The sequence below is a fragment of the Clostridiales bacterium genome, from assembly GCA_018333995.1.
Classification (GTDB): Bacteria; Actinomycetota; Coriobacteriia; order Anaerosomatales; family SLCP01; genus JAGXSG01.
In genome coordinates, this window is the sequence record JAGXSG010000022.1 from 1 (window position 1) to 25,639 (window position 25,639).

At 62.1% G+C, this 25,639-nt stretch carries 27 protein-coding genes and 1 riboswitch; of the genes, 24 read left to right on the plus strand and 3 right to left on the minus strand.

The window, feature by feature from the left end; all coding sequences use genetic code 11:
* The coding region (locus KGZ40_06245) for a hypothetical protein (GenBank protein MBS3957109.1) at positions 1-217 on the minus strand (217 nt) is incomplete at its 3' end.
* A 28-nt stretch (positions 218-245) separates the two neighbouring features.
* A riboswitch (SAM riboswitch) is annotated at positions 246-378 on the plus strand.
* A 111-nt stretch (positions 379-489) separates the two neighbouring features.
* On the opposite strand from KGZ40_06245, the gene metK reads away from it, so the two are divergent.
* The 6 genes from metK to glpX all read left to right on the plus strand — a co-directional run bounded on the left by metK (position 490) and on the right by glpX (position 7,942).
* Complete coding sequence (metK, locus tag KGZ40_06250) at positions 490-1,749, plus strand: methionine adenosyltransferase (GenBank protein MBS3957110.1); 1,260 nt, start codon at positions 490-492, stop codon at positions 1,747-1,749.
* 35 nt (positions 1,750-1,784) lie between these two features.
* Positions 1,785-4,004, plus strand: a complete 2,220-nt coding sequence (gene priA, locus KGZ40_06255; GenBank protein ID MBS3957111.1) for a primosomal protein N' — start codon at positions 1,785-1,787, stop codon at positions 4,002-4,004.
* Positions 4,005-4,119: 115 nt separating this feature from the next.
* Positions 4,120-4,614, plus strand: coding sequence for a peptide deformylase (def, locus tag KGZ40_06260; GenBank protein ID MBS3957112.1), 495 nt, complete (start codon positions 4,120-4,122; stop codon positions 4,612-4,614).
* Positions 4,615-4,645: 31 nt separating this feature from the next.
* Positions 4,646-5,569, plus strand: a complete 924-nt coding sequence (gene fmt, locus KGZ40_06265; protein ID MBS3957113.1) for a methionyl-tRNA formyltransferase — start codon at positions 4,646-4,648, stop codon at positions 5,567-5,569.
* 32 nt (positions 5,570-5,601) lie between these two features.
* Positions 5,602-6,930: a methyltransferase domain-containing protein gene (locus KGZ40_06270; protein MBS3957114.1), complete on the plus strand. Its 1,329-nt coding sequence runs from the start codon at positions 5,602-5,604 to the stop codon at positions 6,928-6,930.
* 46 nt (positions 6,931-6,976) lie between these two features.
* Entirely contained in the window at positions 6,977-7,942 is a 966-nt protein-coding gene (gene glpX / locus KGZ40_06275; protein ID MBS3957115.1) for a class II fructose-bisphosphatase, read from the plus strand.
* 31 nt (positions 7,943-7,973) lie between these two features.
* On the opposite strand, the gene KGZ40_06280 is transcribed toward glpX, so the two are convergent.
* Positions 7,974-8,273, minus strand: a complete 300-nt coding sequence (locus KGZ40_06280) for a hypothetical protein (protein MBS3957116.1) — start codon at positions 8,271-8,273, stop codon at positions 7,974-7,976.
* Positions 8,274-8,378: 105 nt separating this feature from the next.
* Here KGZ40_06280 and KGZ40_06285 point away from each other — a divergent pair, with 105 nt between their 5' ends.
* The 4 genes from KGZ40_06285 to KGZ40_06300 all read left to right on the plus strand — a co-directional run bounded on the left by KGZ40_06285 (position 8,379) and on the right by KGZ40_06300 (position 12,915).
* Entirely contained in the window at positions 8,379-9,521 is a 1,143-nt protein-coding gene (locus KGZ40_06285) for a PASTA domain-containing protein (protein ID MBS3957117.1), read from the plus strand.
* A 265-nt stretch (positions 9,522-9,786) separates the two neighbouring features.
* Positions 9,787-10,365 (plus strand): energy-coupled thiamine transporter ThiT, encoded by a 579-nt coding sequence (thiT, locus tag KGZ40_06290; GenBank protein ID MBS3957118.1) that lies wholly within the window; start codon positions 9,787-9,789, stop codon positions 10,363-10,365.
* The gene (locus KGZ40_06295; GenBank protein MBS3957119.1) at positions 10,362-11,045 is read left to right on the plus strand and encodes a thiamine diphosphokinase; all 684 of its coding nucleotides are present in this window, start codon (positions 10,362-10,364) and stop codon (positions 11,043-11,045) included. The genes thiT and KGZ40_06295 overlap by 4 nt, the downstream gene beginning before the upstream one ends.
* 355 nt (positions 11,046-11,400) lie before the next feature.
* Positions 11,401-12,915: a GAF domain-containing protein gene (locus KGZ40_06300; protein MBS3957120.1), complete on the plus strand. Its 1,515-nt coding sequence runs from the start codon at positions 11,401-11,403 to the stop codon at positions 12,913-12,915.
* Positions 12,916-12,943: 28 nt separating this feature from the next.
* Here KGZ40_06300 and rpmB read toward each other — a convergent pair whose 3' ends face one another.
* Positions 12,944-13,132 (minus strand): 50S ribosomal protein L28, encoded by a 189-nt coding sequence (gene rpmB / locus KGZ40_06305; GenBank protein ID MBS3957121.1) that lies wholly within the window; start codon positions 13,130-13,132, stop codon positions 12,944-12,946.
* Between the two features lie 268 nt (positions 13,133-13,400).
* Here rpmB and KGZ40_06310 point away from each other — a divergent pair, with 268 nt between their 5' ends.
* The 14 genes from KGZ40_06310 to fabG all read left to right on the plus strand — a co-directional run bounded on the left by KGZ40_06310 (position 13,401) and on the right by fabG (position 25,602).
* Positions 13,401-13,748 (plus strand): Asp23/Gls24 family envelope stress response protein, encoded by a 348-nt coding sequence (locus KGZ40_06310; GenBank protein ID MBS3957122.1) that lies wholly within the window; start codon positions 13,401-13,403, stop codon positions 13,746-13,748.
* A 20-nt stretch (positions 13,749-13,768) separates the two neighbouring features.
* Positions 13,769-15,379: a DAK2 domain-containing protein gene (locus KGZ40_06315; protein ID MBS3957123.1), complete on the plus strand. Its 1,611-nt coding sequence runs from the start codon at positions 13,769-13,771 to the stop codon at positions 15,377-15,379.
* 38 nt (positions 15,380-15,417) lie between these two features.
* Complete coding sequence (locus KGZ40_06320) at positions 15,418-16,269, plus strand: DegV family protein (protein ID MBS3957124.1); 852 nt, start codon at positions 15,418-15,420, stop codon at positions 16,267-16,269.
* Positions 16,270-16,279: 10 nt separating this feature from the next.
* Positions 16,280-18,388, plus strand: coding sequence for an ATP-dependent DNA helicase RecG (gene recG / locus KGZ40_06325; GenBank protein ID MBS3957125.1), 2,109 nt, complete (start codon positions 16,280-16,282; stop codon positions 18,386-18,388).
* A gap of 10 nt (positions 18,389-18,398) precedes the next feature.
* Complete coding sequence (gene rsmD / locus KGZ40_06330; protein MBS3957126.1) at positions 18,399-18,983, plus strand: 16S rRNA (guanine(966)-N(2))-methyltransferase RsmD; 585 nt, start codon at positions 18,399-18,401, stop codon at positions 18,981-18,983.
* A complete protein-coding gene (gene coaD, locus KGZ40_06335; protein MBS3957127.1) occupies positions 18,980-19,471 on the plus strand; it encodes a pantetheine-phosphate adenylyltransferase in 492 nt (163 codons plus the stop codon). Before rsmD ends, coaD begins: the two co-directional genes overlap by 4 nt.
* A gap of 12 nt (positions 19,472-19,483) precedes the next feature.
* On the plus strand, positions 19,484-19,951 hold the full coding sequence (locus tag KGZ40_06340; protein ID MBS3957128.1) for an ATPase: 468 nt from the start codon (positions 19,484-19,486) through the stop codon (positions 19,949-19,951).
* Positions 19,952-19,972: 21 nt separating this feature from the next.
* Positions 19,973-20,515 (plus strand): DUF177 domain-containing protein, encoded by a 543-nt coding sequence (locus KGZ40_06345; GenBank protein ID MBS3957129.1) that lies wholly within the window; start codon positions 19,973-19,975, stop codon positions 20,513-20,515.
* Positions 20,516-20,625: 110 nt separating this feature from the next.
* Positions 20,626-20,802: a 50S ribosomal protein L32 gene (rpmF, locus tag KGZ40_06350; protein ID MBS3957130.1), complete on the plus strand. Its 177-nt coding sequence runs from the start codon at positions 20,626-20,628 to the stop codon at positions 20,800-20,802.
* Positions 20,803-20,845: 43 nt separating this feature from the next.
* Positions 20,846-21,850: a phosphate acyltransferase PlsX gene (gene plsX, locus KGZ40_06355; protein ID MBS3957131.1), complete on the plus strand. Its 1,005-nt coding sequence runs from the start codon at positions 20,846-20,848 to the stop codon at positions 21,848-21,850.
* A 121-nt stretch (positions 21,851-21,971) separates the two neighbouring features.
* Positions 21,972-22,979: a ketoacyl-ACP synthase III gene (locus KGZ40_06360; protein ID MBS3957132.1), complete on the plus strand. Its 1,008-nt coding sequence runs from the start codon at positions 21,972-21,974 to the stop codon at positions 22,977-22,979.
* A gap of 1 nt (position 22,980) precedes the next feature.
* A complete protein-coding gene (gene fabK / locus KGZ40_06365; GenBank protein ID MBS3957133.1) occupies positions 22,981-23,937 on the plus strand; it encodes an enoyl-[acyl-carrier-protein] reductase FabK in 957 nt (318 codons plus the stop codon).
* A gap of 4 nt (positions 23,938-23,941) precedes the next feature.
* Positions 23,942-24,856, plus strand: coding sequence for an ACP S-malonyltransferase (locus tag KGZ40_06370; protein MBS3957134.1), 915 nt, complete (start codon positions 23,942-23,944; stop codon positions 24,854-24,856).
* Complete coding sequence (gene fabG / locus KGZ40_06375; GenBank protein ID MBS3957135.1) at positions 24,853-25,602, plus strand: 3-oxoacyl-[acyl-carrier-protein] reductase; 750 nt, start codon at positions 24,853-24,855, stop codon at positions 25,600-25,602. Before KGZ40_06370 ends, fabG begins: the two co-directional genes overlap by 4 nt.
* Positions 25,603-25,639 lie beyond the last annotated feature (37 nt).

Below are 25,639 nucleotides of genomic sequence, written 5' to 3' on the forward strand. Positions count from 1 at the left end.
GGGCGTACGCCCAATTGTAGATAGCGGTGCGGGCCCCGCCGATGTGCAGACGGCCGGTGGGACTCGGGGCGAATCGGACACGTGGGGGTGCGGACACCTGGATACCTTTCGTTCGGTGAAACGATACTGGTCGGTCCCATGGTACCCGAGAACTTAGGGACGCATGTATCGACACTGGACGCCGCTTGACGCCGCTCGCCGGGAGTCCACTAGGCATTTCACACAGCCTCATGTTATCGTGACGATGCTCATCTAGAGGCGGTCGCACGACCGCAGCGGGTGGAGGGACCGAGCCCAACGAAGCCCCGGCAACCGGTGTCGAAAGTGACGCACGGTGCCACTTCTCGGCAGGCGCTGCATACGCCTGAAAGATGAGGGAAGATCGCGGTACCACCCAGAGTGCGTACCAGATTGACCCTCGACAAGGCTGGCGAGGGTTTTTTCGTGCGTCATTGGATTGTGGTGACGCGGACACACAAAGGAGGACGAATGCCCGCACGCGAGTACCTGTTCACCTCAGAGTCGGTAACCGAGGGCCACCCTGACAAGATGTGCGACCAGATATCGGACGCGATCCTTGACGCGATCTTGGCCCGTGAGACCGAGCTTGCCGAGTCGGGCTTCGTTTCCCCTGCAGGTACCGCTGCCGATCCGGCATATGTTCGTGTCGCGTGCGAGACTCTCGTCACGACGGGACTGGTCGTCGTCTCGGGCGAGGTCCGCACGCATGCATACGTAGACATCCCGTCCATCGTTCGAAGCGTGATTGCCGACATCGGATACACCCGTGCGAAATTTGGATTCGACTTCGAGACGTGCGGTGTGGTCACGGCGATCCACGAGCAGAGCCCTGACATCGCACAAGGGGTAGACGAGTCATTCGAGGTCCAGCACGGCATAAACGGTGATCCTCTCGATCTTGTGGGTGCCGGTGACCAGGGGATGATGTTCGGCTACGCGTGCACGGAGACCACTCAACTCATGCCCATGCCCATCTACCTTTCCCACCGTCTCGCCGAGCGCCTAACAGCGGTACGTAAAGGCGGGGTCTTGGATTACCTTCGCCCCGACGGCAAGACCCAAGTTTCCGTGCGCTACTCCGACGGCGTGCCCGTGAGCATAGACAAGATCCTCATCTCGACCCAGCACGCCGATGGTGTCGATATTGACGGACTTCTCAAGCCAGACCTCGTCGAACACGTGATCAAGCCGGTGTTTGACCTTGAAGGCATCGACTACTCGGCTGCCGAGGTCTTCGTTAACCCCACTGGCCGCTTTGTCATCGGCGGACCTATGGGTGACACGGGCCTTACCGGGCGAAAGATCATCGTGGACACATACGGCGGCATGGGCCGCCACGGCGGCGGCGCGTTTTCGGGCAAGGACTGCACGAAGGTCGACCGCTCGGCTGCGTACGCCGCGCGCTGGGTCGCGAAGAACGTGGTCGCCGCAGGACTTGCCGAGCGATGCGAGATTCAGCTCGCCTACGCGATCGGCGTCGCCCATCCGCTCTCTGTCTACGTCGAGACGTTCGGCACCGAGAAGGTTCCCGCGAGCGCGATCGAAAAGGCCGTGAGCGAGGTGTTCGACTTGCGCCCTGGTGCTATCATCCGCGATTTGGACCTGCGCCGTCCGATCTATCGCAAGACAGCGGCGTACGGGCACTTTGGACGCACTGACAAAGACTTCAGCTGGGAGCGCACCGACCGTGCACAAGCACTCGCGGACGCTGCCGGTCTCAACGACTGACGTATCTGCCCCGAGGGGTTGCGAAGAGGTGTAGCGTGAGGGTAGCGCGCGTCGTTCTCGATATACCGGCGCGGGCGCTCGAAGCGGCGTTCGACTACGACATCCCGTCACACCTCGACGCGCAGGCCGCTGTCGGCCGCGCCGTGCTTGTCGAGTTTGGCAAGCGCCGTGCCGTTGGACACGTCGTCGAGATCGTCAACGACAGTGACGTACCGCGCCGTAAGCCGGTCATCGCGTTTCTCTCGCCCCCGCGGTTCGACAGTGTCGCAGCGCGACTCGCGTTTCGAATCGCCGAGGAGTACGTAGCTCCGCTGGCGGATGCCGTTCGCTTGTTCCTGCCACCCGGCTCGGTTCCGGACGCATACGTCAAAGACGGGGAGTGGCAGCTCAAGCAAGCCGCCGTTCGGCCTGTGATCGAGCGAGTCGTCGAGCGAGCGGCTGGATCGAAGTTCGAGCCGAGTCCCAACGCCCGCCGTCAACGAGCGCTACTCGACGCGCTGAGCGAAGGTCCGCTCACAACAGGAGAGCTTACCGCCCTGCTGGGTCCGGTAAGCGATGCTATCAGGCGGCTTGCGGACGCAGGCGCCGTGACCATCACCGAGAGGCGCCGACGCCGAGACCCCTTGGCGTCGACCCGGCCGGCCCCGCGGCACGAGACTCTGTCAGCAGGACAGCTGCAAGCGCTAACAGCGATCGCGGAGGCCTCGCCGGGATCATGGGTACTTCTTCGCGGCGTGACCGGATCAGGCAAAACCGAGGTCTATCTCCGAGCGATCGAGGAGGCAAGGCAGGCCGGCCGCGGCGCGATCGTCCTCGTGCCGGAGATTGCGCTCACACCCCAGACGGTCGGACGATTCCGCACGAGATTTGGTGATGATGTTGCCGTGTTGCACAGTCGGCTGACCCCGGGTGAGCGTCTCGACGAATTTGACCGGATGGTGGCAGGCGAAGCGCACATCGTGGTGGGCGCGCGTTCAGCCATCTTCGCACCGGTGAGGGATCTGGGGATCATCATCATCGACGAAGAGCATGAGACGTCATACAAGCAGGGTTCATCCCCGCGCTATGTGACGCGGGACGTGGCACGCTGGCTTGCATACGAGCGTGGCGCAGTGCTTGTGAGCGGAAGCGCGACACCTTCAATGGAATCACTGTATGCGCACACTCGTGGCCTGTGCGCGCTTGTCGACTTGCCTGAACGGGTTGGCGCAGGACGGATACCGGCTGTGGAGGTTGTTGACCTTACCGTAGAGTTTGCAGCCGGGAACCGATCGATGTTCTCGCGCCGTCTGGCCGATGCGCTCTCAGGTGTCGCTGATCGTGGCGAAAAGGCGATGCTGCTCATGAATCGCCGCGGCTACGCGTCGTTTCTTCTGTGCCGTGAGTGCGGTTTCGTTCCCGGATGCGACAGATGTTCCACCTCGTACACGTATCACGACACTGGACCGATGCTTGCATGCCACCACTGCGGCACACACGTCCGGATACCAGCCGACTGTCCCCGGTGCTCAAGTCCATACCTGCGGCGCTTCGGCGCTGGCACACAGCGCGTAGCCGAGGAGGCCGCCCGGCTGCTTCCCAACACGCCGATCATCAGAATGGATGCTGACACAACCTCGGCACGAGGTGGACATGAGCGGCGGCTCGCGGAGTTCGAGTCCCACAGCTCAGCAGTGCTGGTCGGCACCCAGATGGTCGCAAAGGGCCTGGACTACCCCGACGTCACTCTCGTCGGGGTAGTGAGCGCGGACACGACACTTCACCTTCCGGATGTGAGAGCGGGCGAACGGACGTTTCAGCTACTCGAACAGGTAGCAGGCCGGGCTGGCCGTGGAGCTGCTGGAGGGACCGTGATCATCCAGACGTACTGGCCGCAGCATCCCGCTATCAGGGCGGTTGCGTGCCGGGATCCATCCATCTTCTACGCTTCTGACAGTCACGACCGCAAGGCGCTCGGCTTCCCTCCGTACGGGCGACTCGCAAACATCGTCGTGACGTCCACCGATTCTGACGTTGCGCGTACGCACGCAGGCGTGATCGCTGAGGCCCTTCGCCGCCGAGATCACAGACTTGAGGTCATCGGTCCAGCTCCCGCTCCACTCGCACGCATCAAAGACAGACACCGCTGGCACGTGCTCGTGAAAGCCGGGATCGACGACGCGCTCGGACGAGTAGTGCGCGATGCTCTCGACTCGTCTCATGCGCCCGCGGGAGTGAGCGTCGCGCCCGACATCGACCCGCTTGACCTTTCATGAAGCGGCGGCGTGTGGGGTAGAATAGCCTTCGTCATTGAGATCGCTCGCGGTTGCACCACGCGGGCGCTGATACGAATTGCCCCAGTACACATTCACGCGGGAGGAAACCGCGAACATGCGGATATTCGAACACCCAAACCCAGCACTCAAGCAGCGTGCGGCGGATGTCGATCCAACCGCCGACAGCGGCCTTTCCACCCTTGTCGCACGCATGGCGCGCGCCATGTACGATGCGCCGGGAGTTGGACTCGCCGCAACACAGATCGGCGTCCAGAAGCGCGTCATCGTCTACGACGTCGACGACGAGCTTGTCGTGCTCTGCAACCCCGTGATCACTGAACGCTCCGAGGAATGTGAGTCGACCGAAGAAGGGTGTCTGTCGGTGCCTGGGATAGGCATCGACATCAGCCGCAACTGCCGGGTTACGTGCGAGGCTCTCAGTTTGACGGGTGAGCCGCTCCGGATCGAAGCCGACGGGTTACTCGCCCGTGTCCTGCAACACGAGATCGACCATCTGGACGGTGTCTTGATACTCGACCGCTGCGATCCGCAAACACGCAGGGATGCCATCCGGCACCGCAACGAGATTTATCACGAGCAGTCCCAGTGACTCATGTTGACGGCCGATCGGAGGAATCTCCTTGAAGGTAGTGTTCATGGGGACACCAGCGTTCGCCGTACCATCGCTACGTTCGCTCGCGGCACGCCACGAGGTTCAAGCCGTCTACACACGGCCTGATCGGCCGTCTGGACGCGGCCGAACCATCACCATGTCGCCAGTAAATGACGTTGCGGCATCACTCGGACTTGAGGTACGCCAGCCCGCGACTTTGCGGGACGATGAAGAAGTCGCGTTTCTTGATGCACTGGCACCAGACGTGATCTGTGTCGCGGCGTATGGCCTCATCCTTCCCTCGGCGGTCTTGTCGGTGCCGCGATACTGTGCGGTCAACGTACACGCGTCCCTCCTTCCCGAGTACCGGGGCGCGGCTCCCGTTCACCGTGCGATTCTTGACGGAAAGAGCGTGACCGGCGTTTCGATCATGCGGATGGAGGAAGGCCTTGACACAGGACCGTACGCCTCACGGATCACCGTTCAAGTAGGTGATTCAACGGTTGATGAGTTGACCGCAGTCCTCGCCGATGTGGGTGCCCAGGCGCTCATCGATGTGCTACGCGACATTGAGTCCGGGAGCGTGAGATGGACACCGCAAGACGACGCGAATGCCACCTACGCACACAAGGTCACCCGTGATGACGTCGCGCTTGATCCCACACACCGGGTTGACGAGGCGTTGAGAAGAGTTCGCGCATCGACCCGCAGCGCTCCTGCACGACTGCGTGTAGGAGACACCATTCTCACAGTCACAAAGGCGTTCGCTACCGCCACTCACCTCGCACCAGGACAGGCCACCTTCGACGGAAGCCGTCTAATCGCCGGATTCGCCGATGGGTCGATCGCTCTGGCCGAGGTCCGCCCAGCGGGTCGTGCATCGATGGATGGTGCGTGCTTCGCGCGCGGTGCCCGGTTCGGGGCCGCGTGCAGCTGGACACGGTGCCCGTGAGACCCGACTCCGCGCGTGAGGTGGCCCGCTCGGTGATTTCCGACGTTCGCCGGCGTAACGCGTGGGCAGGAGCGATCATAGCCGATGCAATTGCATCGGCTCACCTTGACGACAGAGACGGTGCCCTTGCCACTCGGCTCGTCTATGGAGTCGTGTCGGCTCAGGGCACGCTCGACGAAGCCTTAGACAGGTACCTTTCACGTCCCTCGCGCGTTCACCCCGCCGTACGAGACGTGTTGCGCCTTGCCGCGTATGAGCTTCTGTTCGCTCGAACTCCAGCGCGCGCGGTGGTGCACGAGGCGGTCGAGTCCGCGAGGCACATCCAGCCATCCAGTGCCGGGATGACGAACGCGGTTCTCAGGCGGCTCGCAACCGATGCGCCCTCTTTTCCGTGGGGGGATCCCCGCAGGGAGCCAGACGCGCTTGCGCGAGCCACGGGTCACCCGCTGTGGCTCGTAGAACTGCTCGTCTCAGAGATCGGCTGGGACGCCGCACACGCGTTCCTGAACGCATCGCTGGCTCCCGCGCCCACATACCTTGCGCACAATCCGTTCGCCGGATCCCTCGACGATCTATTGGCTGAACTTCAAGCCGTTGGCGGTGCTCCGGAACTCTGCTCGCCCCTAGGATGCGTACGAGCCGACGTACCTCGTGCGGCGCTTCGCTCTCCCGCGATGGCGCGCGGCGCGTGCGTCTCTGTCGATGCGGCTGCTCAGGTGATCGCCTCACTGGCGTCACCACCGCCTGGGGGAGTCGCGGTTGATTGCGCTACTGGCCGAGGCACCAAAACACTCCTGATGCAGGCCGACGCCGTCCGCTGCGGATCGGCCGCTCGAATCGTGGCCGCTGATATCAACGCCAGCAAGGTGAAGCGGCTTCAAGAGCGGATGGCGTTCCTCGGCGTTCCCGGAGTTGACGCCAGAGTAGCCGATCTAACGGACATGCGTGCGATTGAGACACTCGGAGGACAGTCCTCTGCCGATGTGGTGCTTCTCGACGCGCCATGTTCCAACCTCGGCACTTTGCGACGCCATCCTGAGCGTACCTGGCGGATTACTCCCCGCGACATCGACACGCTGGCACGCCTCGGCCAACTGATGCTCGAGACCGCTTCTCGTCTTGTTCGTCCCGGCGGTTTCGTGGTGTACTCGACGTGCACGGTGACTCAACGTGAGAATACCGATGTCATCGAGGCCTTCCTATCGAGCGAAACCGGTACGCGGTTCGTGACTAGCCCGGTGGGTGAACGCCTGCCGGAGGAGTGGCGGCACTGCGTGACCTCACAGGGGTGGTTTCAGAGCCTGCCTGCGCCTGGAGGCCCTGATGGGCACTTCGCCGCCATGCTTTGGTGTGTGCGGTAGCCCGGATCGCTCGGGCATAGATGTCGTTGATGATGGAGGAGGAGTGATGCGTAGCACGCGTATCGTCGAGATGCTTGAGGTCACGGAGGCCGCCGCACTGGCAGCCGCCAGGTGGATGGGCAGGGGAGACAAGCATGCGGCGGACGCCGCCGCCGTGGAAGCCATGCGCAAGGCTTTCGACACGCTCGACATCAGCGGTGAAGTAGTGATTGGTGAGGGAGAGCGTGATGAAGCCCCGATGCTCTACATCGGCGAGAAGGTCGGCGCTGGAGGCGAAGAGATCGACATAGCGGTCGACCCGCTGGAAGGAACCAATCTCACCGCGTACGGTCAGCCCAACTCACTTGCGGTCCTTGCGTTTGGACCGAAGGGGTCACTTCTCAACGCGCCTGATACGTACATGAACAAGGTGGCAACGGGTCCTGCCGCGGCGAATCTCGTCCACATTGATGCGCCACCCGCGGAAAACGTCCGCAACGTCGCGCGGGCGCTCAACCGGCCGGTTGAGGACATCGTGGTGTGTATCCTCGATCGCGACCGACACACCGATCTCATTCGCGAGGTGCGCGAGGCCGGCGCACGTATCAGACTTATCAGCGATGGCGACGTGTTTGGCGCGGTCTCAACGGCAATCGAGGGGACTGGCATTCATCTGTACCTTGGTATCGGAGCAGCGCCTGAAGGAGTGCTTGCCGCATCTGCGATGCGCTGCATAGGCGGTTGCTTCATGGGGCGGTTCGCATTCAGGAACGCCGAGGAGCGTGCACGTGCCGAGCGGATGGCGACGTGCGACATCGACGGAGTGCTCGACATGGATTGCCTGGTGGCGTCGGACGAAGGCGCGTTCATAGCGACCGGCGTGACCGACGGTGAGCTCCTGCGAGGCGTCAAGTACTTCGGGCAAGGTGCGCGAACGCACTCGATAGCGATGGACAACCAGACCGGGACGGTCCGGTTCATCGAGACGGTTTATCGAACCGGTGCCGAGAAGTTCTGGGTACGCAGGGATTAGCGCCGCACGAAAGGAGGCGCGTTGGGGTCGGTTACGGACAGCCCGTACATCCAGAACACGAGGTTCGCGCGCACGACTTCGAAGAAGTGCCGCCCGAGTCGCCACCGCTCTCAGATGGTCCGCACCCGCTCGAAGAATCACCCGCTCCGGCCGACGCACGGTAATCGGTGTTGTGAAAGCCACCGCCCTTGAAAACGACGCCGACGGGCGTGTACACACGCTTAGCGTTCTCGGCACATAGCGGGCACGAAACCAGTGCGTCGTCGGTCGCCCGGCGGGAAATCTCGAATACGTGCTCACAACTCCGGCAGCGGAAGTCGTACGCGGGCATGAATCGTGCCTCCGTTCACAACTGACATGAAACTCTGCAGCGTTGCACGATACCTTGGAGTACACTCTCGCGGCAAGGACTTCTCACCGGGTACACTCGAAATCTATGACGATGACACACTCAAACAATGATATCTCGCACGACGTCGGCTCACGTGCCGAGGCGCCACTCGTGATCCGGGAGCGCCCTTCACGTGCACCGTTCGTTTCGCGTTTTCTTATCGCAAGCATCGCCGCCCTCGTGGCAGTAACCGCCCTTGCGCTGACGTTCGGTGGCTGGATGTACGCTGCCGCAGCGGTCGCGGTCCCTGAGGTCACCGGCCTTGCCGAGGGCGTTGCCCGGACGCGAATCTCCCAGGCAGGGCTTAGTGTAGGAACGATCGAGAAGCGCTTCGACCAGGCTCCCGAAGGCATCGTGCTCGCCCAGTTCCCTGATCCCGCGCAGCAGGTCAGGCGCGGCACTCAGGTCTCTCTCGTTGTCTCGGCCGGTACCGAGGAGTTTCTCATGCCAGACGTCACCGGCTTGGGAATCGCGGCCGCTCGCGGCCGTCTCGAACAGGCTGGGCTCGTCGTGCGCATCGAGGCTGTGGTGTCCGAGGCGCCCGTTGACACAGTCGTCGAGACCGTGCCAGCTCCTGGTTCCCGCGTCAGAACCGCGGAAGTCGTCAGAATCCGCATCGCCGCGGAGGGATCAGCCACAAGCGCCCTGCTCCCGTACCGTATGGAAGACCTCGTCTTCGTGATCGACCCAGAGCCTCCCGCTATCGGTGATGTCGACATCACATTCGAGGTTTCACGCCGGCTCCGTTCGCTGGTTGAAGCATCGGGAGCTCGTGTTGTCGTGACTCGCTCGACCACCGAGACAGATGTAGTCCCCACGGTGAGAGCGGAGCGCGCGCTCGAGGCGACACCGGTCGTCACTGCGTTCATCGGCATCGACGCCCCGGAGACTCCTCCTGGCGGCATCGCGGTGTTATCGCCCTATGATGATGTGCCTGCCTCACGTGAACCCGGCGTCGCTCTCGTCGATGAGCTCGTCGTTCTTCTCTCTCAACCGGACATCCCCGTCCAGCGTGTTTTCCTTGCCGATGACCCCGTCGCCCGTGATGTGCCAGCTCCAGCCGTGCGTGTGCGCGTAGGGTCATTTGGGGTCCCCGAGGATCTCGCCGCTTTTCGAGATCCCACGTGGGCTGACACGATCGCCCGAGCGATCTATCGCGCGCTCGGCGAACGTTTCGCTTCCCGCTGAGAATGCGACCTTGACCACACCGGAGCTACAGACCCAAGCTACAAGCTCTTGCGTGACCGGGTTCTATGTGACAGCATCGACGTTAGTATCACCGTATCGGGAGCTGCGTAAAGCGGCTGAGAGGCGGTCACCCAGACCGCGACCGAAAAGACTGTCCCGGTAATGCGGGACATGCAGCACGGTCAGGCAAGCGGACGCTGCGTCCGTCAGCCGCTCTATATCGGTTCCCGTACGGCGACCCGCCAAGCGAGTTGGAGGAAACCGTATGGACAGGCACAGAACCCGTATCCTGATCGAGATCGCGCTGTGTGTTGCGCTTGCGACCGTGCTTTCGTTTCTGCCTATGCCCCGGTTGCCCCAGGGTGGCACGATCGGCCTCAGCATGATCCCCCTGTTCGTGATCGCCTTTCGGCATGGGATCGGTCCGGGCCTCGCAACAGGTGCTCTCTATGGACTTGTTGATCTCCTGGTCAACCCATACATCGTCCATTGGGTCCAACCTGTACTCGACTATCCGCTCGCGTACGCGCTCGTTGGATTGTCAGGAGTGATGTCCGCTCGGATCATGCGCGCGTTGAAAGCCACCAGCGCTGGCGGTTTCGCTGCGTGGCTCACGCTCGGCATAGCCTTTGGGGCCATCGGGCGCTTCTTGGCACACTTCGTATCTGGTGTGATCTTTTTTGGACAGTACGCCCCCGAGGGTCAACCTGTCTGGATCTACTCGGCGGTTTATAACGCGAGTTTCATAGTTCCGTCAGCCATTGCGGCGCTCATCGTCTGCCTTGTGGTGGTGCCAATCGTCCACAGGGCCGTTCCGGCAATGCGCTCAGGAGAGGCCGCATGAGTCCGGATTGTGAGACGCTCGTTGTCTGCGCCGCGCCAGTCGCTGGCAAGACATCGTTTTACGCCAGGCTGCTTTCTGTCTTCGAAAGGATCGTCGCCGTCGATGGCGGAGCGGCTCTCTGCCTTGAGGTGGGACGCATCCCTGATCTCATCGTTGGAGACTTTGACTCCCTCCACCCCAACGTACGCGCTGAGTGCGCTCGTCTTGGCGTGCCAGAGCGTGTCTTTCCCGCGGACAAGGACGTGAGCGACCTCGATCTCGCCCTCGCCGCGCTAGCGGGAGATGACATCTCCGAGGTCACGATCACAGCATGCTGGGGCGGGCGGCTTGATCACACCCTTGCGGCGATCGGCGCCGCTGCTCGCAGCGACGAATTCGCGGTGAACATCGCAGACCCCGGCCTGAACGGCTGGGTGCTCTCCGAGCGCGTGCGGCCACACCTGGAACTGCTCGGCAGGGGTTCTACCGTGTCGCTTATCGCTGTCCAGTGCTCCGCTCGTGTGTCGTGTAGCGGCGTCCGGTACCCGCTTGAACGTGAGCTTCTGTCCCCGCTGTCAACATGGGGGCTCAGCAACGTCATCTGCGAACCAGTAGCAAACGTGAGCGTGCACGAGGGGAGACTCGTCGTGCTGTCTCCGCGGGTCGGAGATGTACCGTCAGCGACCGCTCCGAGATTGTAGGACGCTTCACAAGCATCAGCACTCTGGATATACTCGACGCATGGGGGAGCTGAAGCCAGAACGAGTCGGACGCTTCGTGGCAGTTATCACGGGCATCGCAGCCGTGGGCCACGCAATCGCCGCGGTCTTGCTTGGTTCGCTCTTAATCGCACTAGTAGCGGTCGCGCTCTGCTGTGCGGCTGCGATGTCTGTTCGAGCGATGAGACCTGCGTCAGTATCTCTGCCCCCGGATCTTTCCCCCGGCGCCGAGCAACCGCGCCTCAACGCCGGGAGTCGATCGAATGAGATACGGCAAGAGCCAGATGAAACGTCTCCGCCGGTTGGCCGCGGCTCACCCTTTACGCAGGCCGTCGACTTGATCGCACCACGATCGATCGATGCACAGAGCGTAGTCGACGCCCTTTATGCGACGGTCAAGAGCATCGGTGACGTGGCGGATGTCACGCTCTGGAACGCTGATTCAGCAACGGAGGGACTCGCCCTTGTTGCTCGCGCTACCGGCGGAAAGATCGCGCCTCCCGCAGTTGGGATCAGTCCGTTGCGTGCCGCCCACGAACAAGGTCTCGCCATTCTCGAGACTCTGACGTTTGGCCCAGAGACCGAGGGGCCGTCGACCGTGTGGAGATACGCTGTGCCGGTCAACTTTGGCGAGATGGCGGGTGTCGCCGCTGTTGACTTCGCTCAAGAACCTCCCGACATGCCCGTCCTCAATCACGTGACCTCGGCGTTTCGAATCCCGCTCGCGGCCGCCCTCGCACTGACAACCGCGCGCGAAGAGTCTGAGTCCGCACGACTGTTGCTAGAATCTGCGCGTGACCTCTCACACATGCGTGACGTCGACGACATCGTCAGCTCGGCGCTCGAACGGGCGATGCGTATCACCGACGCCGCGACCGGAAGCATCATGCTGTACCAAGAGGATGGCGCGACACTGTCGATCGCGGCCGCCGCGGGGCTTCCCGAGGAGGTAGTTCGAGGCACGGCCGTCAGGCCGGGGGACGGCATCGCTGGATGGGTGGCGCTTTCCGGTCAGCCTCTGGTCATCGAAGACATGCCCGGACGTTCAACTCCCGCACGAGCCCGCGGCGTGCGCTCAGCCGTCTCGGTTCCCATAGCCGATGAACAGGGGACTCTCGGCGTGCTTAACGTCGGCGCTCGCGCGTACCCAACGCGGTTCACCGGCTCCCACCTTGCCAGTCTCGAAACCCTCGCACGGCAGGTTGCCACAGCTATCAGAACGGCGCGCGCGGTCGAATCCGCTGGAGAGCTGTACTTTGACACCCTTCGCGCGCTTGCGCTCGCCATGGAAACCAAAGATCCGTACGCGGCGGGCGGCACTGACCGAGTCATGCGTTACGCGGTAGAGCTCGGAAGGCAGATGGGCCTTTCGGGAGATCAGGCGCGCGCGCTGGAGATCGCCGCCATGTTGCACGACATCGGGATGCCAACGTCCGGAGAGCCCACGCTCTACACAGACAAGCCGCTCACAACGGTCGAGCGCGCCCTGCTGACGCTTCATCCCGTGATAGCGGCCGACATTCTCGAGCAGGCACCTGCCCTCCACGCGGTGACCCCGATCGTCTACCACCACCATGAGCACTACGACGGGAGCGGTTACGTCAACGGTCTTGCTGGAGACGACATTCCCGTGGGTGCGCGAGTGCTCGCGATCGCGGATTCGTTCGTAGCGATGACTTCGGAGCGACCGTTTCGTCGAGCGATGACAATCTCGGAAGCGTTGTCAGAGCTGCAATTAGGAGCAGGATCGCAGTTCGACCCCGCCATGGTGGAGGCGTTCTGCGCGATGGTGGAAAGCGAAGCGGGCACCGTGCGTGACCCGTACGGTACCCGTGATGAGAACGGCGCGTGACGACGGCCGATAGGAGCGGGTCAGTCGGCTACGAACGTGCTACCTTGCCGGCTTTCATGCACTTGGTGCAGACGTTGATCCGCTTCTTCGCACCGTCGACCACCACGTGCACCTTCTGAACGTTCGGATGAAACATTCTGTTGGTCACACGGTGGGAGTGACTCACGTTGCGCCCGGCGGATGGGTGTTTTCCGCACACGCTACATACTTTGGACATACCGCGACTCCGTTTCAGGTGAAATATATCCGCGCATCTAGCGCGCATGAGTGTTCAAGCAAGAGCGACGGACAGGCTACCATATGCGTGCCTCGGCATACAAGCACTACGTACCCTGGTCTTGACCTCGGATACCGGTCAGCCTCAACGCTCGGCTGAAGTCCTGTTCGCCGCTTACGTCTGGGCAGGAGACCGCCTTCAATCGGATATACTGTCCGTACTATGGTACCGGGCGTCCCGGTAACACGCCGATACAAGGAGCAGCGACATGCACGAAGCCGTGCGGGGAGAGATCAGCATCGCCAACGATGTCCTTGCGGACATGGCTGGCTTCGCCGCGCTAGAGTGCTACGGCATCGTAGGGATGGCCAGCTCCACCCTTCGTGACGGTGTGGCACAGCTCCTGTCACGGGAGAAGTTGCGCAAAGGCGTGGTCATACGTTCGACCGGCGACGGAGTGAGGGTCGATCTCTACGTGGTGATGGAACACGGCACCAACTTAAGTGAGGTGTCGCACAACCTCGTCGACAGGGTGCGTTACGTTCTCACCACGATGGCGGACGTCCGAGTCGAAGATGTCGACGTGCACGTACAGGGCATCAAGGTCCGTTCGTAACGATCAGCGAGAGAGGTTCGATGTCCCAACCGGTACCCTTTGTCACTCTTGTCTCCTCGGCTACCGCGGCGCTTCGTGAGCGAGCGGAGGAAGTGAATCGCCTCAATGTCTTCCCCGTGCCGGATGGCGACACCGGCACGAACATGGCTCTTACCATGGAATCCGTCGTTGCTCAGCTGGCTCAGACGGGTCCATCGGCAAGCCTGCCCGAGCTGTGCGCTGCGATGACCCATGGTTCGCTCATGGGGGCGCGCGGTAACTCGGGGGTGATCTTGAGCCAGATTCTAAGGGGGCTAGCCGAGGTAGTCGGCACTGCGGACGGCACAATCGATCCGTCGGAAACGCTCGCCCAAGCGCTCGAGCGTGCAACGGCTGTAGCGTTTCAGGCCGTTCGCAAGCCGGTGGAAGGCACCATGCTCACCGTACTCAGGGACGCAGGTGTGGCCGCCCGCGAGGCCGCCGACGCGAGTGTTGGATTCGACGCGGCGCTCGACACAACACTCGCAGCCGTTGTTGACTCGGTGCGCCATACCCCGGAGCTACTGCCTGTCCTCAAAGAAAATGGGGTCGTTGACGCCGGAGGATTCGGGCTCGCCATCCTCTGTGAAGGACTCATCGCGTCGTGGCGCGGCACTCCATTCGACCTCGCGCCGATACAAAGCGCGGCAACCCCTGTCACGTCAATCGTGCCGGTGGATGACTGGGACGACAGCGAGTTCCTCTACTGCACCGAGTTCCTTCTCTACGGCGACGCGCTCGACAAAGACGCCGTTGAGCGATATACCACCGAAGCCGGTGGATCTGAGCTTGTCGTGGGAGAGAGTGACATGCTCAAGATCCACGTCCACACAAACGATCCAGGGCAACTTCTTTCGCGTATGACTTCACTCGGCGAGATAGCCGAGGTACACATCAATAACATGCGTAGACAGACCGCCGAGCGAACGGAAGCGCTGCGGAGTGCGGATGCCCCCGCAAAGGCGCTCGGGATCGTGGCGGTCGCCGCCGGCAAGGGCATCACTGATATCCTCCGCAGTCTGGGCGCTGACCTCGTCGTGAACGGCGGACAGACAATGAACCCGTCGACCGCCGAGATCCTTGCGGCCGTCAACGAGGTCAACGCCGAGCAAGTCGTCATCCTGCCAAACAACAAGAACATCCAGATGGCTGCTCAGCAGGTCATCGGCGTTGCCAAACACCCGGTGAGCGTGGTGCCGACCACGTCGGTTCCAGAAGCGTTCGCAGCACTGCTCGCGGTCGATCCCTCCGCGTCTCTTGAGGTCAACGTCGCAGCCATGACGGATGCGGCCGCCAGTGTCCGAACCGGTGAGGTCACCACGGCCGTCAAGGACTCCGTCGCAAAGTCCGGCCGCGTCAAGAAAGGCCAAGTCATCGGTATAGCCGACCACGAGATCGCGGTCGTGGGTCACGACGTACTCGAAGTCGCTGTCCAGCTATCGGACATCCTCGCCGAACACGCGGAGACACTGACCATTCTCGGAGGCGAGGATCTCGGTGAGGAGGAGAGGCAGGTGCTGGCTTCTCGGATAGTTGAAGCTCATCCAGACCTTGAGGTTGAACATCACGACGGGGGACAACCATTGTATCCGGTCATCTTGTCAGCCGAGTAGATTGCAAAGTCAGGTAGACGTCGAACGGGAGAAGTGTCATGACACGCATCGGAATCGTCGCTGACAGCACGTGTGACCTTGGACCAGAGTGGCTCGCCGAGCATGACGTGAAGATGGTGCCGCTCAAGGTGATGTTTGGCGATGAGTCATTCCTTGACTGGATCGACCTGTCACCGGATGAGTTCTACCGCAAGCTCCAGGTCTCGCCCGCTCTACCCAAGACCTCGCAACCGTCTCCAGCGGAGTTTCTTGCGGCCTATCGCAGCCTCGCCGAGCAAGGCTGCACCGAGATCGTCTCGATCCACTTGACCGCGGCGTTATCCGGGACGTTTGAATCCGCGACGATGGCGTCGACGGATTCGCCCGTCCCTGTACGCATCGTCGACACCAAGCGAGTATCACAGGCAACGGCCCTGTGCGTGAAGGCCGCAGTGAAAGTGCGAGACGCCGGCGGCGACGCCGGCGAGATAGAGAACGCCGCACGAGTCACAGCCGAGACCTCGAGCTTCTTCTTCATCCCTGACACACTGGAGTACCTCGTCAAGGGCGGGCGCGCCGGAAAGGCGGCGGGACTGGCCGCCTCTATTCTCAACATTAAACCGATTCTTGTGTTCAACGCTGAGGGAACCATTGAAACATACAAGAAGGTCAAAGGGTTGAAAAAGGCGATAGCGGAACTGGCTGCCCGAGTCGCCGAGGAGAGCGCATCCACACCGATGACCCTGTCGATTCTCAGCGCCTCGGCACCGGATCTTGCCGAGAATGTTCGCGCGGCCCTCGACGCAGCTGGTGCGCGGTACACGCTCGACTCGATCGGAAGTGTGGGAGCGGTAATCGGCACGTACGGCGGACCACGCGCGGTGGGCATCGCGTACCACCCGACACGCTAAACGCAGACTCATGAGTGCCGAGGTCCCGGCAGGACGCGTCGAACGCCTTAAGGCATGGGAGCGTCCCGTTACTGACGCCCGTTTCGTCGACTCAGACAGAGCGGAGCTGCTTGGCAGACTGGGCGTGAGCACCGTTGGTGACCTTGTGCGCCACTGGCCGTTTAGGTATCTCGACCTGACGTCTACGCTGCCTCTCGTCAAGCTGCGCCAGGACATCGAAACCACTATCGTCGGCACCGTTCGCCACGTGCGCCGTAAACATCCCCGACCTCGACTCAGCATCGTCGAGGTAGCTGTTTCCGACGGCACCGGCACCATCCTTGGAGTGTGGTTCAACCAACCGTGGATGGCCAACCGCTTCATGGAGGGCGAGAGAGTCGCCCTTGCCGGCAAAGTCGAACTTGACTACGGCATGTTCCGGATGAACACACCTTTCGTCGAGAAGCTCGATGACGAATCGCAAGAACACCGCGTTGGCAGGATCATCCCTGTGCACAGCAGCACGGAAGGGCTCACGGTCAACTGGCTTCGCCGACTCGTAGCCGCCGCGATAGACGACTACGCCGATGTGCCCGATTTCCTTCCCGTCAACCTCAGGATCCGCCACGACCTCATGTCTCTGCGCGCAGCGATACGTGCGATGCACTTTCCGCAGAGCATGGACGAGACACGGCTTGCCCGCGTACGGCTTGCCTACGACGAACTGTTCTGCCTGCAACTTGGCCTCGCGATGCGAAGACACGCCCTTACCAATGAGCGCCGCGGCCACGCGCACCGCACAACAGGTGAACGCCTCTCCCGTCTCGGGAACACGCTGCCCTTCAAGTTGACTCACGACCAGCAGACCGCTATCGCCGAAATCCTTGGTGACCTTGCGTCCGCGCGGGTGATGAACCGGCTCCTTCTCGGTGATGTTGGCACCGGGAAGACGATTGTCGCCGCTCACGCACTCGCCGCCGTCGCTGACTCATCAACGCAAGCTGCGATGATGGCCCCCACAGAAGTGCTTGCGGTCCAATACGCTGAGAAAGTCGGACCATTGCTTGACGCGGTCGGCATCACCTGGGGACTCCTAACGGGTTCCACCGGCACGAAGCGGCGTAACGAGCTGCGTGCCGCCATCGCTTCAGGTGAGCTTGAAGTGGTCTTTGGCACGCATGCGCTGATCGAGGAAGGGATCGACTTCCCCCGTCTCACCCTCGCGATCGTTGATGAGCAACACCGCTTCGGCGTGAGCCAACGTCTTGCCCTTCGCAAGAAGGGTGAAGCGGTCGACATGCTAGTGATGACCGCCACGCCGATTCCGCGCTCCCTAGCGCTCACACGCTTCGGCGATCTTGACACCTCTTACCTGCGTGCCCGGCCTCACGGAGACGGTACACCGAGAATCACAACCCGACTCGTGGATCGGGCCCACCGCGCTGACTCCTACGAGACCATACGTAACGCGGTCAAAGACGGTCAGCAGGCCTACGTCGTCTGTCCGCTCATCGAGGAATCAGACTCAGTTAGCGCGCGCTCCGCGATGAGCGAGGCCCAGAGGTTGGCAACTGAGGTATTCAGCGATCTGAGAGTGGGTGTGTTGACCGGCAAGATGCGGCCCGGCAATCGCCTGGAAACCATGCGCGCCTTCAAAGCTGGTGAGCTTGATGTGCTCGTGAGCACTACCGTCATCGAAGTCGGCGTCGATGTGCCCAACGCTACGGTCATGCTTATCGAAGATGCCGAGCGATTCGGGCTCGCGCAACTTCACCAGCTCCGCGGCCGCGTGGGGCGAGGAATCAAACCCGGGGAGGTTCTGCTATTTGCGGACCCAAAATCCGCTGAAGGTCGCGCACGCATGGAGGCGATCGTACACAGCGACGACGGTTTTGCGCTCGCGGAGCAGGATCTGCGGTTACGCGGGCCTGGTCAGCTTCTCGGTATCGCACAGCACGGTCTGCCGCACCTGCAGGTCGCGTCTCTCGTTGATGACGCTGAGCTTCTGCAGACGGCGCGACACGACGCTTTCGAGCTTGTCGACACTGACCCAGCCCTTCTCCACGACACTCACGTCCCGCTTAGGCGAGAGGTTGAGCGACGGCTCGCAGGAGTCGTCGAATGGATGGAGAGCGGGTGATGATTTCCCGATGAGGATCGTTGCCGGCTTGCTTGGTGGCAGACGTCTTGCGACACCTGATCACTCGAAAACGCGTCCAACCTCCGACCGCGTTCGCGAAGCAGTGTTTTCGAGCCTGACTGCGCGTCTCGGCACTCATCTTGGCCAAGCACGCGTTCTTGACGCGTTCGCCGGATCGGGAGCTCTCGGGCTTGAGGCTCTCTCAAGGGGAGCGTCACATGTGACCTTCTGCGAGACAGACCGTTTTGCGCTTTCCGCCCTACATCGAAACATCGCCGATCTCGGTGTCACGGAACAGACGAGCGTGCTCGCCGCTGATGTCTTCGGCATCGCACGTACCGGGCGCCTCGGCGATACACCTTTCGCGTTGCTCTTTCTCGACCCTCCCTATAGAATCAACAAGGCCGAGGTCACGGCGCTTATCGTGAAGCTCTCCGCACGCGGACTGCTCGCACCCGAAGCACTCATCGTGTGGGAGCGCGCCACGGGTGAGCAAGTCGCATGGCCAGCAGGATGTGTACTTGAGCAAGAGAACCGCTACGGATCGACCACGACGGAGATCGCACGGTGGATAGGGGAGGAGAGCACGCGGTGAAGCGAGGTGTGTGTCCGGGAACGTTCGATCCCGTCACCTCCGGCCATCTCGACATCATCGAGCGGGCCTCCGCTCTTCTCGATGAGCTGATTGTAGCGGTGGCCCTGAGTCCAGATAAGGGCGGGGGACCGTTCTTCTCCATTGACGAGCGGTGTGAGCTCATCTCCGGGGCCGTTTCGCATCTTCCTAACGTATCGGTCCGCCCTTTTGATACCCTCTTGGTTGACTTCGCGTCCGAGACGGGCGCTTCTGTCATCATTAAGGGGTTGCGCGCCGTGACAGACTTCGAGCGCGAGTTCCAGATGGCGCAGTTGAACTACCGTCTCGTGCCGGATGTAGAGACGATGTTCATAATGGCGATACCGGAGTACATGTACCTGAGCTCATCGGCGGTAAAAGAGATCGCACGCCATGGCGGACCGGTAGAAGGTCTCGTCCCGCCAAATGTGTGCGAAGCGCTTGCCGAGCGGCGCACGCGGTCCCGTTAAGGGAGGACATACATGGATATCATGGCCTTGGTCGACAGGATCGAAGAACTCGTGGACAGCGGACGCTCGCTACCGCTCTCCAGCTCAAAGCTTGTCGATCCCGAGAAGGTCTACGAGATCGTCGACGAGATTCGGGCACAGTTCCCGGACGAGATCAAGCAAGCACGATGGATCGTCAAAGAGCGTCAGGAGATGCTCGAGGAAGCCGAGAAGGAAGCGAACCGCATCCTGGAAGACGCACGCGATCGCGCGCGCTCTATCGCAAGTGACCAAGAGATCGTGAAACTAGCCGAGCAACAGGCGGCAGCGATTATGGACGATGCGCGCGCCAAGGAGCGCGAGATCAGGCTCGGTGCCGAGGATTACGCCGACGAGATGCTCGCAAACCTCGAAGTGAATCTTGGAAAGCTTCTAACAGCAGTGCAACGTGGCCGTGACCGCCTCCAAGGTAAGGCCGGCGGCGGCGGCCAACGTCAGTAGACGCGGACGGATGAATCTGGGATGAACAGCTTCCTTGTCGACGTGTCATCGGCACTCTCGGAACCAGGTGCTTCGATCGAGGTTGATGATGAAGTCCCGTTAGGCGAAGTCGAGTGCGGCGACACGCTTCTCGTGTTCGAAGAACCGCCGCGGGTAAGCGCGAGACTGGTGCGAACAGACATCGGACTCGTGCTTTCCGGCACGGTCACCGCCAGCGCCAAGGTAGAGTGCTCGCGATGCCTGGAACCGTTCGTTCTCACTGTAGTGGGCGCAATTGAGGGCGGATTCAACATTCCGAGCGTTGCGCCCTTGACCGATATCGACGAGGACTGGGGCGACGTTGTTGGCGAAAGCGTGGATCTAATGCCGTCAATCGAGTCCGCGATCCGCCTGGAAGTGCCGTTAGCTCCCGTTCACGACGAATCGTGTCTGGGAATATGCCCCACCTGCGGGTCTGATCTCAATATCGAACGTTGCTCGTGTGAGGTGACGGCAGGAGAAGCGGCCGCGAATCCCTTCGCGGCCCTCAAGGATCTTAAGCATCCTGTCACGCCATCCGAGTAGGTGCGCGATGCGCACTGTGCTATAGTTTCCCGCTGTGCAACACCGATCGTGTTGCCCGGATGAAGACACTCCGGACGATAACAACGTCCGGGAATGAAGAAGGAGATTCTATGGCCGTCCCTAAGAGGAAGACCTCCCGCGCCGTGCGCGATTCGCGCCGTGCCACCCACGCGATCGGTGCGCCTGCCGCCTCGAAGTGTTCACAGTGTCACGAACCCAAACTCCCGCACCGGGTTTGCGGCAAGTGCGGATACTACGACGGCAAGGAAGTCATTGACACCCAGTAGTGCGTAGCCGGTGCCCCGTCTGTCGCGAGCCGAAAGAGATTGCATGACCGACGTCCGGCGAATACGCGTTGTGGTTGATGCCGCAGGTGGAGACCGCGCGCCTGGAGACATCCTAAGAGGCGTGGAAATCGCCCACGACACGACGCCAGGCGTTGAGATCGTGCTTACTGGTCCTGAAGAAGTGGTTGTACCGTTTGCCGCCGCACGCGAGCGAGTGATCGCGCACCCCACCACCGAGATCATTTTGATGGACGAGCACCCGGCAAGCGCGGTGCGTGCCAAGCCGGACTCCTCGATCGTCGCAGGATGCCGTCTCGTACGCGACGGAGAGGCCGACGCCTTCTTCTCGGCGGGCTCGACAGGTGCCGCCATGACCGCGGCGACCCTCGTGATGGGCAGGATACCCGGTGTGGCGCGGCCAGCGATCGCAACGGTCATCCCCACTGCCGGCGCACCCGCTGTCCTCCTCGACGCAGGCGCGAACGCTGAGTGCAAACCTGAGCACCTGCTCGCATTTGGGCACATGGGAGTCGCGTACGCACAGACGGTTCTCGGAGTCGCAAACCCGCGCGTCGCACTCCTCAACATCGGCGAGGAGCCGTCCAAGGGCTCGCAGCTTGCCATCGACGCCCACGCGCTCATGGCCGAGCACCTGAGCGGTTTTGTCGGCAACATCGAGGGCCGAGACATCCTATCCGGGGCTGTCGACGTCATAGTGACGGACGGCTTCACTGGAAACATCTCCCTCAAACTGCTCGAAGGCGCATCGAAAACACTTCTGGGCCAACTGAAGGCCGAGATGACCGCCACACTTCCGCGTAAACTTGCCGCCGCGGTGCTTGCTCCTGGGCTTAGGCGTTTGAAGGAGCGGCTCGATCCCGAGACGTACGGCGGCGCCCCGCTGCTCGGTGTCCGTGGCGTGTGCATCATCGGACACGGCTCCAGCGGTTCCCGCGCAGTGGCGGCGGCTGTAAACGTTGCCGCCACTGCGGTATCCGGGGATCTCACTGGATCGATCACGCGAGCGGTCGCGCGCGAAAGTTTGTGACGCCCGTGCCGGTGCGGTCGACGCTTTTTGGCAAGGAGCGATACCTCAACGCACGCACGCGGCGTGGTGTACACTACTCGGACACTAAGGCCCCCGCGATGTCTGTTGAGGAGAACCTGGGATAGTGACCAGATACGCCCGTATCGCCGGCATCGGCTCGTACCTGCCCGAACGGGTGCTCACCAACAGCGAGCTCGAGCAGGTCGTTGACACCACCGATGAGTGGATCGTTGCTCGGACCGGCATACGAGAGCGTCGCGTGGTAGCCGCTGGGGAAGCGACCTCGGATCTTGCGGTGAGAGCGGCTTCGCGCGCTTGTGACGACGCAGGCTGCACCCCGGACGACATCGACCTGCTCGTGGTCGGGACGTCCACACCGGACATGATGTTTCCCTCGACCGCGTGTCTAGTGCAAGCGGCACTCAATCTCACATGCCCCGCGTACGATCTCAACGCGGCGTGTTCCGGCTTCGTGTTCGCGCTTCATTCAGCGGCAACCGCCATTGAGTCAGGGCGGGTCGACAGGGTGCTCGTCATAGGCGCGGATGCGCTCACTCGTCACGTCGATTTCACGGACCGTGCCACGTGTGTGCTGTTTGGAGACGGAGCTGGAGCGCTCGTGCTCGAAGCGTCGGACGAACCAGGGGTGCTCGGAATCTCGCTCGGATCCGACGGCCGCGGCGCCGATCTGCTCAAGGTACCCGCGGGAGGCTCGGCGTTACCTGAACCGGTGGCGGAGACAGGGGAGGGCTCGCGATTTCTGCTCATGAACGGAAGCGAAGTGTTCCGGTTCGCGGTAGGGGCCATCCCCTCGGCCACAAGGAGCGCGCTCGAGGCGAGCGGACTTGCTGTCGCCGACCTCAATTGGCTCGTCCCGCACCAAGCCAACCAGCGCATACTGAACACGATCGCCTCGCGTCTAGGCGTGCCAGCCGAGCGGGTATTTAGCAACGTTGCTACGACCGGCAACACCTCCGCCGCGTCGATACCCCTCGCTCTCGACGACCTGTATACTAGCGGGCGAATCGCACCGGGTGACCGGATCGCCCTTGTCGGTTTCGGTGCCGGACTGACGTGGGGCGCCGCGATCGTCCGCTGGACCAAGCCCCTACGCACCGAGGAGAACTGACATGACGCTGCCCACCCGGGTGACCGCCCTTCTTGGCATCGAGCATCCGGTTATCCAAGGCGGCATGGCGTGGACCGCCACCGCCGAACTTGCGGCGGCTGTCAGCAACGCTGGGGGACTCGGCGTGATTGGGGCAGGTCACATGCCTACCGACCTGTTACGCGAGCAGATTCGCCGCGCGAAAACCCTCACGGACGAGCCGTTTGGCGTCAACCTCATGCTTCTCACCCCTCACATCGATGAGTTGGTCGAGATGGTCCTAGCCGAAGGAGTACACGCGGTCACCACCGGCGCCGGCAACCCTGGCAAATACATGTCCGCGTTCAAGGACAGGGGAATCAGAGTGCTTCCGATCGCCCCAAGCGTCGCGCTTGCAAAGCGGCTTGAAGCAATCGGCGCCGACGCGATCATCGGCGAGGGGATGGAGGCCGGCGGCCACATCGGAGAACTCACAACGATGGCGCTGATTCCTCAGCTTGTCGACGCGGTTGACATCCCTGTCGTCGCCGCGGGGGGCATCGCGGACGGACGGGGAGTGGCGGCGGCCTTCGCGCTCGGCGCTGAAGCGGTACAAGTCGGTACCCGCTTCATGTGTGCGACCGAGTGCACGATCCACCAACACGTGAAGGAGCGCATCATCAAGGCCCGTGACCGGGACACGGTGGTGACCGGTTACTCAACAGGGCATCCCGTGCGTGTCATTAAGAACAAGCTTTCGAGGATGCTCGTAGAACTGGACCGGGACAACAAACCCGAGGAAATTGAAGCCCTCGGATCGGGCAAGCTCTCTTTGTGCATGTGTCAGGGCGACCTAGAGATGGGATCGCTCATGGCTGGGCAGGCATCGGCGATGGTTGACCGCGTTCAGCCGGCGGCAGAGATCGTAGACGAGCTCATGACTGAGGCGATCTCAGTGATCGGACGGCTATCGGCTCTTCCTTCAAAGGCCGGTGTGTGACGACGTGAACGCCGTATTTGTCTTTCCCGGGCAGGGTTCACAGCATCCCCAAATGTTTTCAAGGGTGCCTGAGAGCGACGATCTCCCCCGGTTGCTCGATGCAGCCGAGGCACTGACCGGTCTTGATCTGAATCGCCTGACCAGCAACGCAATGCTCTCCGATCTCACCGACACTCGTGTCGCGCAGCCGCTCCTCTACCTGTGTGATTGGGCGTGGGGCCGCGCGCTCATCGACGTAGGACTCGAACCGGTCGCGCTCGCTGGCCACAGCCTCGGAGAACTCGCCGCGCTTGCCGTAGCCGAAGTCTACTCAGTCGAAGCGGGACTCGAGCTCGTGTGCGCACGTTCGAAAATGATGGCCGAGGCCACCGAAAGCGTCCCGGGGACGATGGCCGCCGTTTTAGGCCTGGACCTCCAGGCGGCCACATCGGCGCTCGCCGACCTATCTGATGTGTGGGTAGCAAACGACAACGCTCCCGGACAGGTCGTCATCTCTGGAACCGTCGACGGGGTTGCGCGCGCACGACCCGCGCTTGAAGCCGCCGGAGCTCGCCGCGTTCTTGCCCTCGACGTCTCCGGTCCTTTTCACACCCCCCTGATGAAAACGGCCGCACTTGAGTTCAGCGTGCTGCTCAACGCCGCTGAGTTCCGCACCGCCAGATTCCCCGTAATTCAAAACACCCGCCCCACTCCAGCTACTGACGCCGACGTGATCCGTGAGGCGCTGAAGGCTCAGATGGCTGGTGTCGTGCGATGGACCGAGTCGATGACTCAGATGCGTTCGTACGACCCTGTCACACTTATAGAGGCAGGACCTGGTTCCGTACTTTCAGGTCTTGCGCGCAAGGTTGATAAGATCACTGCCGTATCTGTGGAGCACGTGCAGCTCGAGACCATCGTTGAGGAGGTCATGCGGTGAGTCGGCACTCAGGATCCGTCGCGCTTATCACCGGCGCTTCGCGCGGCATTGGTGCTGCTATCGCGACTCGCCTCGCCGCGGAGGGCGCTACCGTTGTGGTGAATTACGCTGGCAGCCGAGATGCTGCGATATCGGTCGTCTCGGCGATAGAAGCTGGCGGCGGCCACGCGACGGCCATGCGGGCCGACGTGTCCGATCCTGCGGCGTGCGGTGAGCTTGTTTCGCGGTGCATCAAAGAGTACGGATCACTCAACATCCTGGTGAACAACGCCGGTATCACCCGAGACGGTTTGCTCGTCCGCATGTCAGACGCAGATTGGAACGACGTCATTCAGACAAACCTCACCGGCGCGTTTTCGATGATGCGAGCCGCCGCACCGGTGATGATGAAAGCCCGGTCGGGAAGCATCGTCAACGTAAGTTCGGTCGTCGGCATCACCGGCAACGCTGGGCAGGCAAATTACGCGGCTTCAAAAGCCGGGCTCATCGGCCTGACTATGGCGGTCGCGCGCGAGCTTGGCAGCAGGGCGGTACGCGTGAACGCCGTCGCACCCGGCTTTATCGAGACGGATATGACGGCACAACTTTCTGAGAAGGTGTCCCAAGCCGCACTCACTTCGATCGCGATGAGGCGCTTTGGCACGCCTGATGACGTCGCCGCCGCTGTCTCGTTTCTCGCGTCCGATGAAGCCCGTTACATCACCGGTCAGGTTCTCGCAATCGACGGGGGCATGACGTTCGGCTAGAGTGACCGCGGGTGCGTCTGTGCCCGACACCCTTCAA

Bases quoted from the DNA above. Each gene is read 5' to 3' on its own strand.
- metK (MBS3957110.1), top strand. From the start codon at position 490: ATGCCCGCACGCGAGTACCTGTTCACCTCAGAGTCGGTAACCGAGGGC.
- def (MBS3957112.1), top strand. From the start codon at position 4,120: ATGCGGATATTCGAACACCCAAACCCAGCACTCAAGCAGCGTGCGGCG.
- glpX (MBS3957115.1), top strand. From the start codon at position 6,977: ATGCGTAGCACGCGTATCGTCGAGATGCTTGAGGTCACGGAGGCCGCC.
- KGZ40_06280 (MBS3957116.1), bottom strand. From the start codon at position 8,273: ATGCCCGCGTACGACTTCCGCTGCCGGAGTTGTGAGCACGTATTCGAG.
- KGZ40_06285 (MBS3957117.1), top strand. From the start codon at position 8,379: ATGACGATGACACACTCAAACAATGATATCTCGCACGACGTCGGCTCA.
- thiT (MBS3957118.1), top strand. From the start codon at position 9,787: ATGGACAGGCACAGAACCCGTATCCTGATCGAGATCGCGCTGTGTGTT.
- KGZ40_06295 (MBS3957119.1), top strand. From the start codon at position 10,362: ATGAGTCCGGATTGTGAGACGCTCGTTGTCTGCGCCGCGCCAGTCGCT.
- rpmB (MBS3957121.1), bottom strand. From the start codon at position 13,132: ATGTCCAAAGTATGTAGCGTGTGCGGAAAACACCCATCCGCCGGGCGC.
- KGZ40_06310 (MBS3957122.1), top strand. From the start codon at position 13,401: ATGCACGAAGCCGTGCGGGGAGAGATCAGCATCGCCAACGATGTCCTT.
- KGZ40_06315 (MBS3957123.1), top strand. From the start codon at position 13,769: ATGTCCCAACCGGTACCCTTTGTCACTCTTGTCTCCTCGGCTACCGCG.
- KGZ40_06320 (MBS3957124.1), top strand. From the start codon at position 15,418: ATGACACGCATCGGAATCGTCGCTGACAGCACGTGTGACCTTGGACCA.
- recG (MBS3957125.1), top strand. From the start codon at position 16,280: ATGAGTGCCGAGGTCCCGGCAGGACGCGTCGAACGCCTTAAGGCATGG.
- rsmD (MBS3957126.1), top strand. From the start codon at position 18,399: ATGAGGATCGTTGCCGGCTTGCTTGGTGGCAGACGTCTTGCGACACCT.
- KGZ40_06340 (MBS3957128.1), top strand. From the start codon at position 19,484: ATGGATATCATGGCCTTGGTCGACAGGATCGAAGAACTCGTGGACAGC.
- KGZ40_06345 (MBS3957129.1), top strand. From the start codon at position 19,973: ATGAACAGCTTCCTTGTCGACGTGTCATCGGCACTCTCGGAACCAGGT.
- rpmF (MBS3957130.1), top strand. From the start codon at position 20,626: ATGGCCGTCCCTAAGAGGAAGACCTCCCGCGCCGTGCGCGATTCGCGC.
- plsX (MBS3957131.1), top strand. From the start codon at position 20,846: ATGACCGACGTCCGGCGAATACGCGTTGTGGTTGATGCCGCAGGTGGA.
- fabK (MBS3957133.1), top strand. From the start codon at position 22,981: ATGACGCTGCCCACCCGGGTGACCGCCCTTCTTGGCATCGAGCATCCG.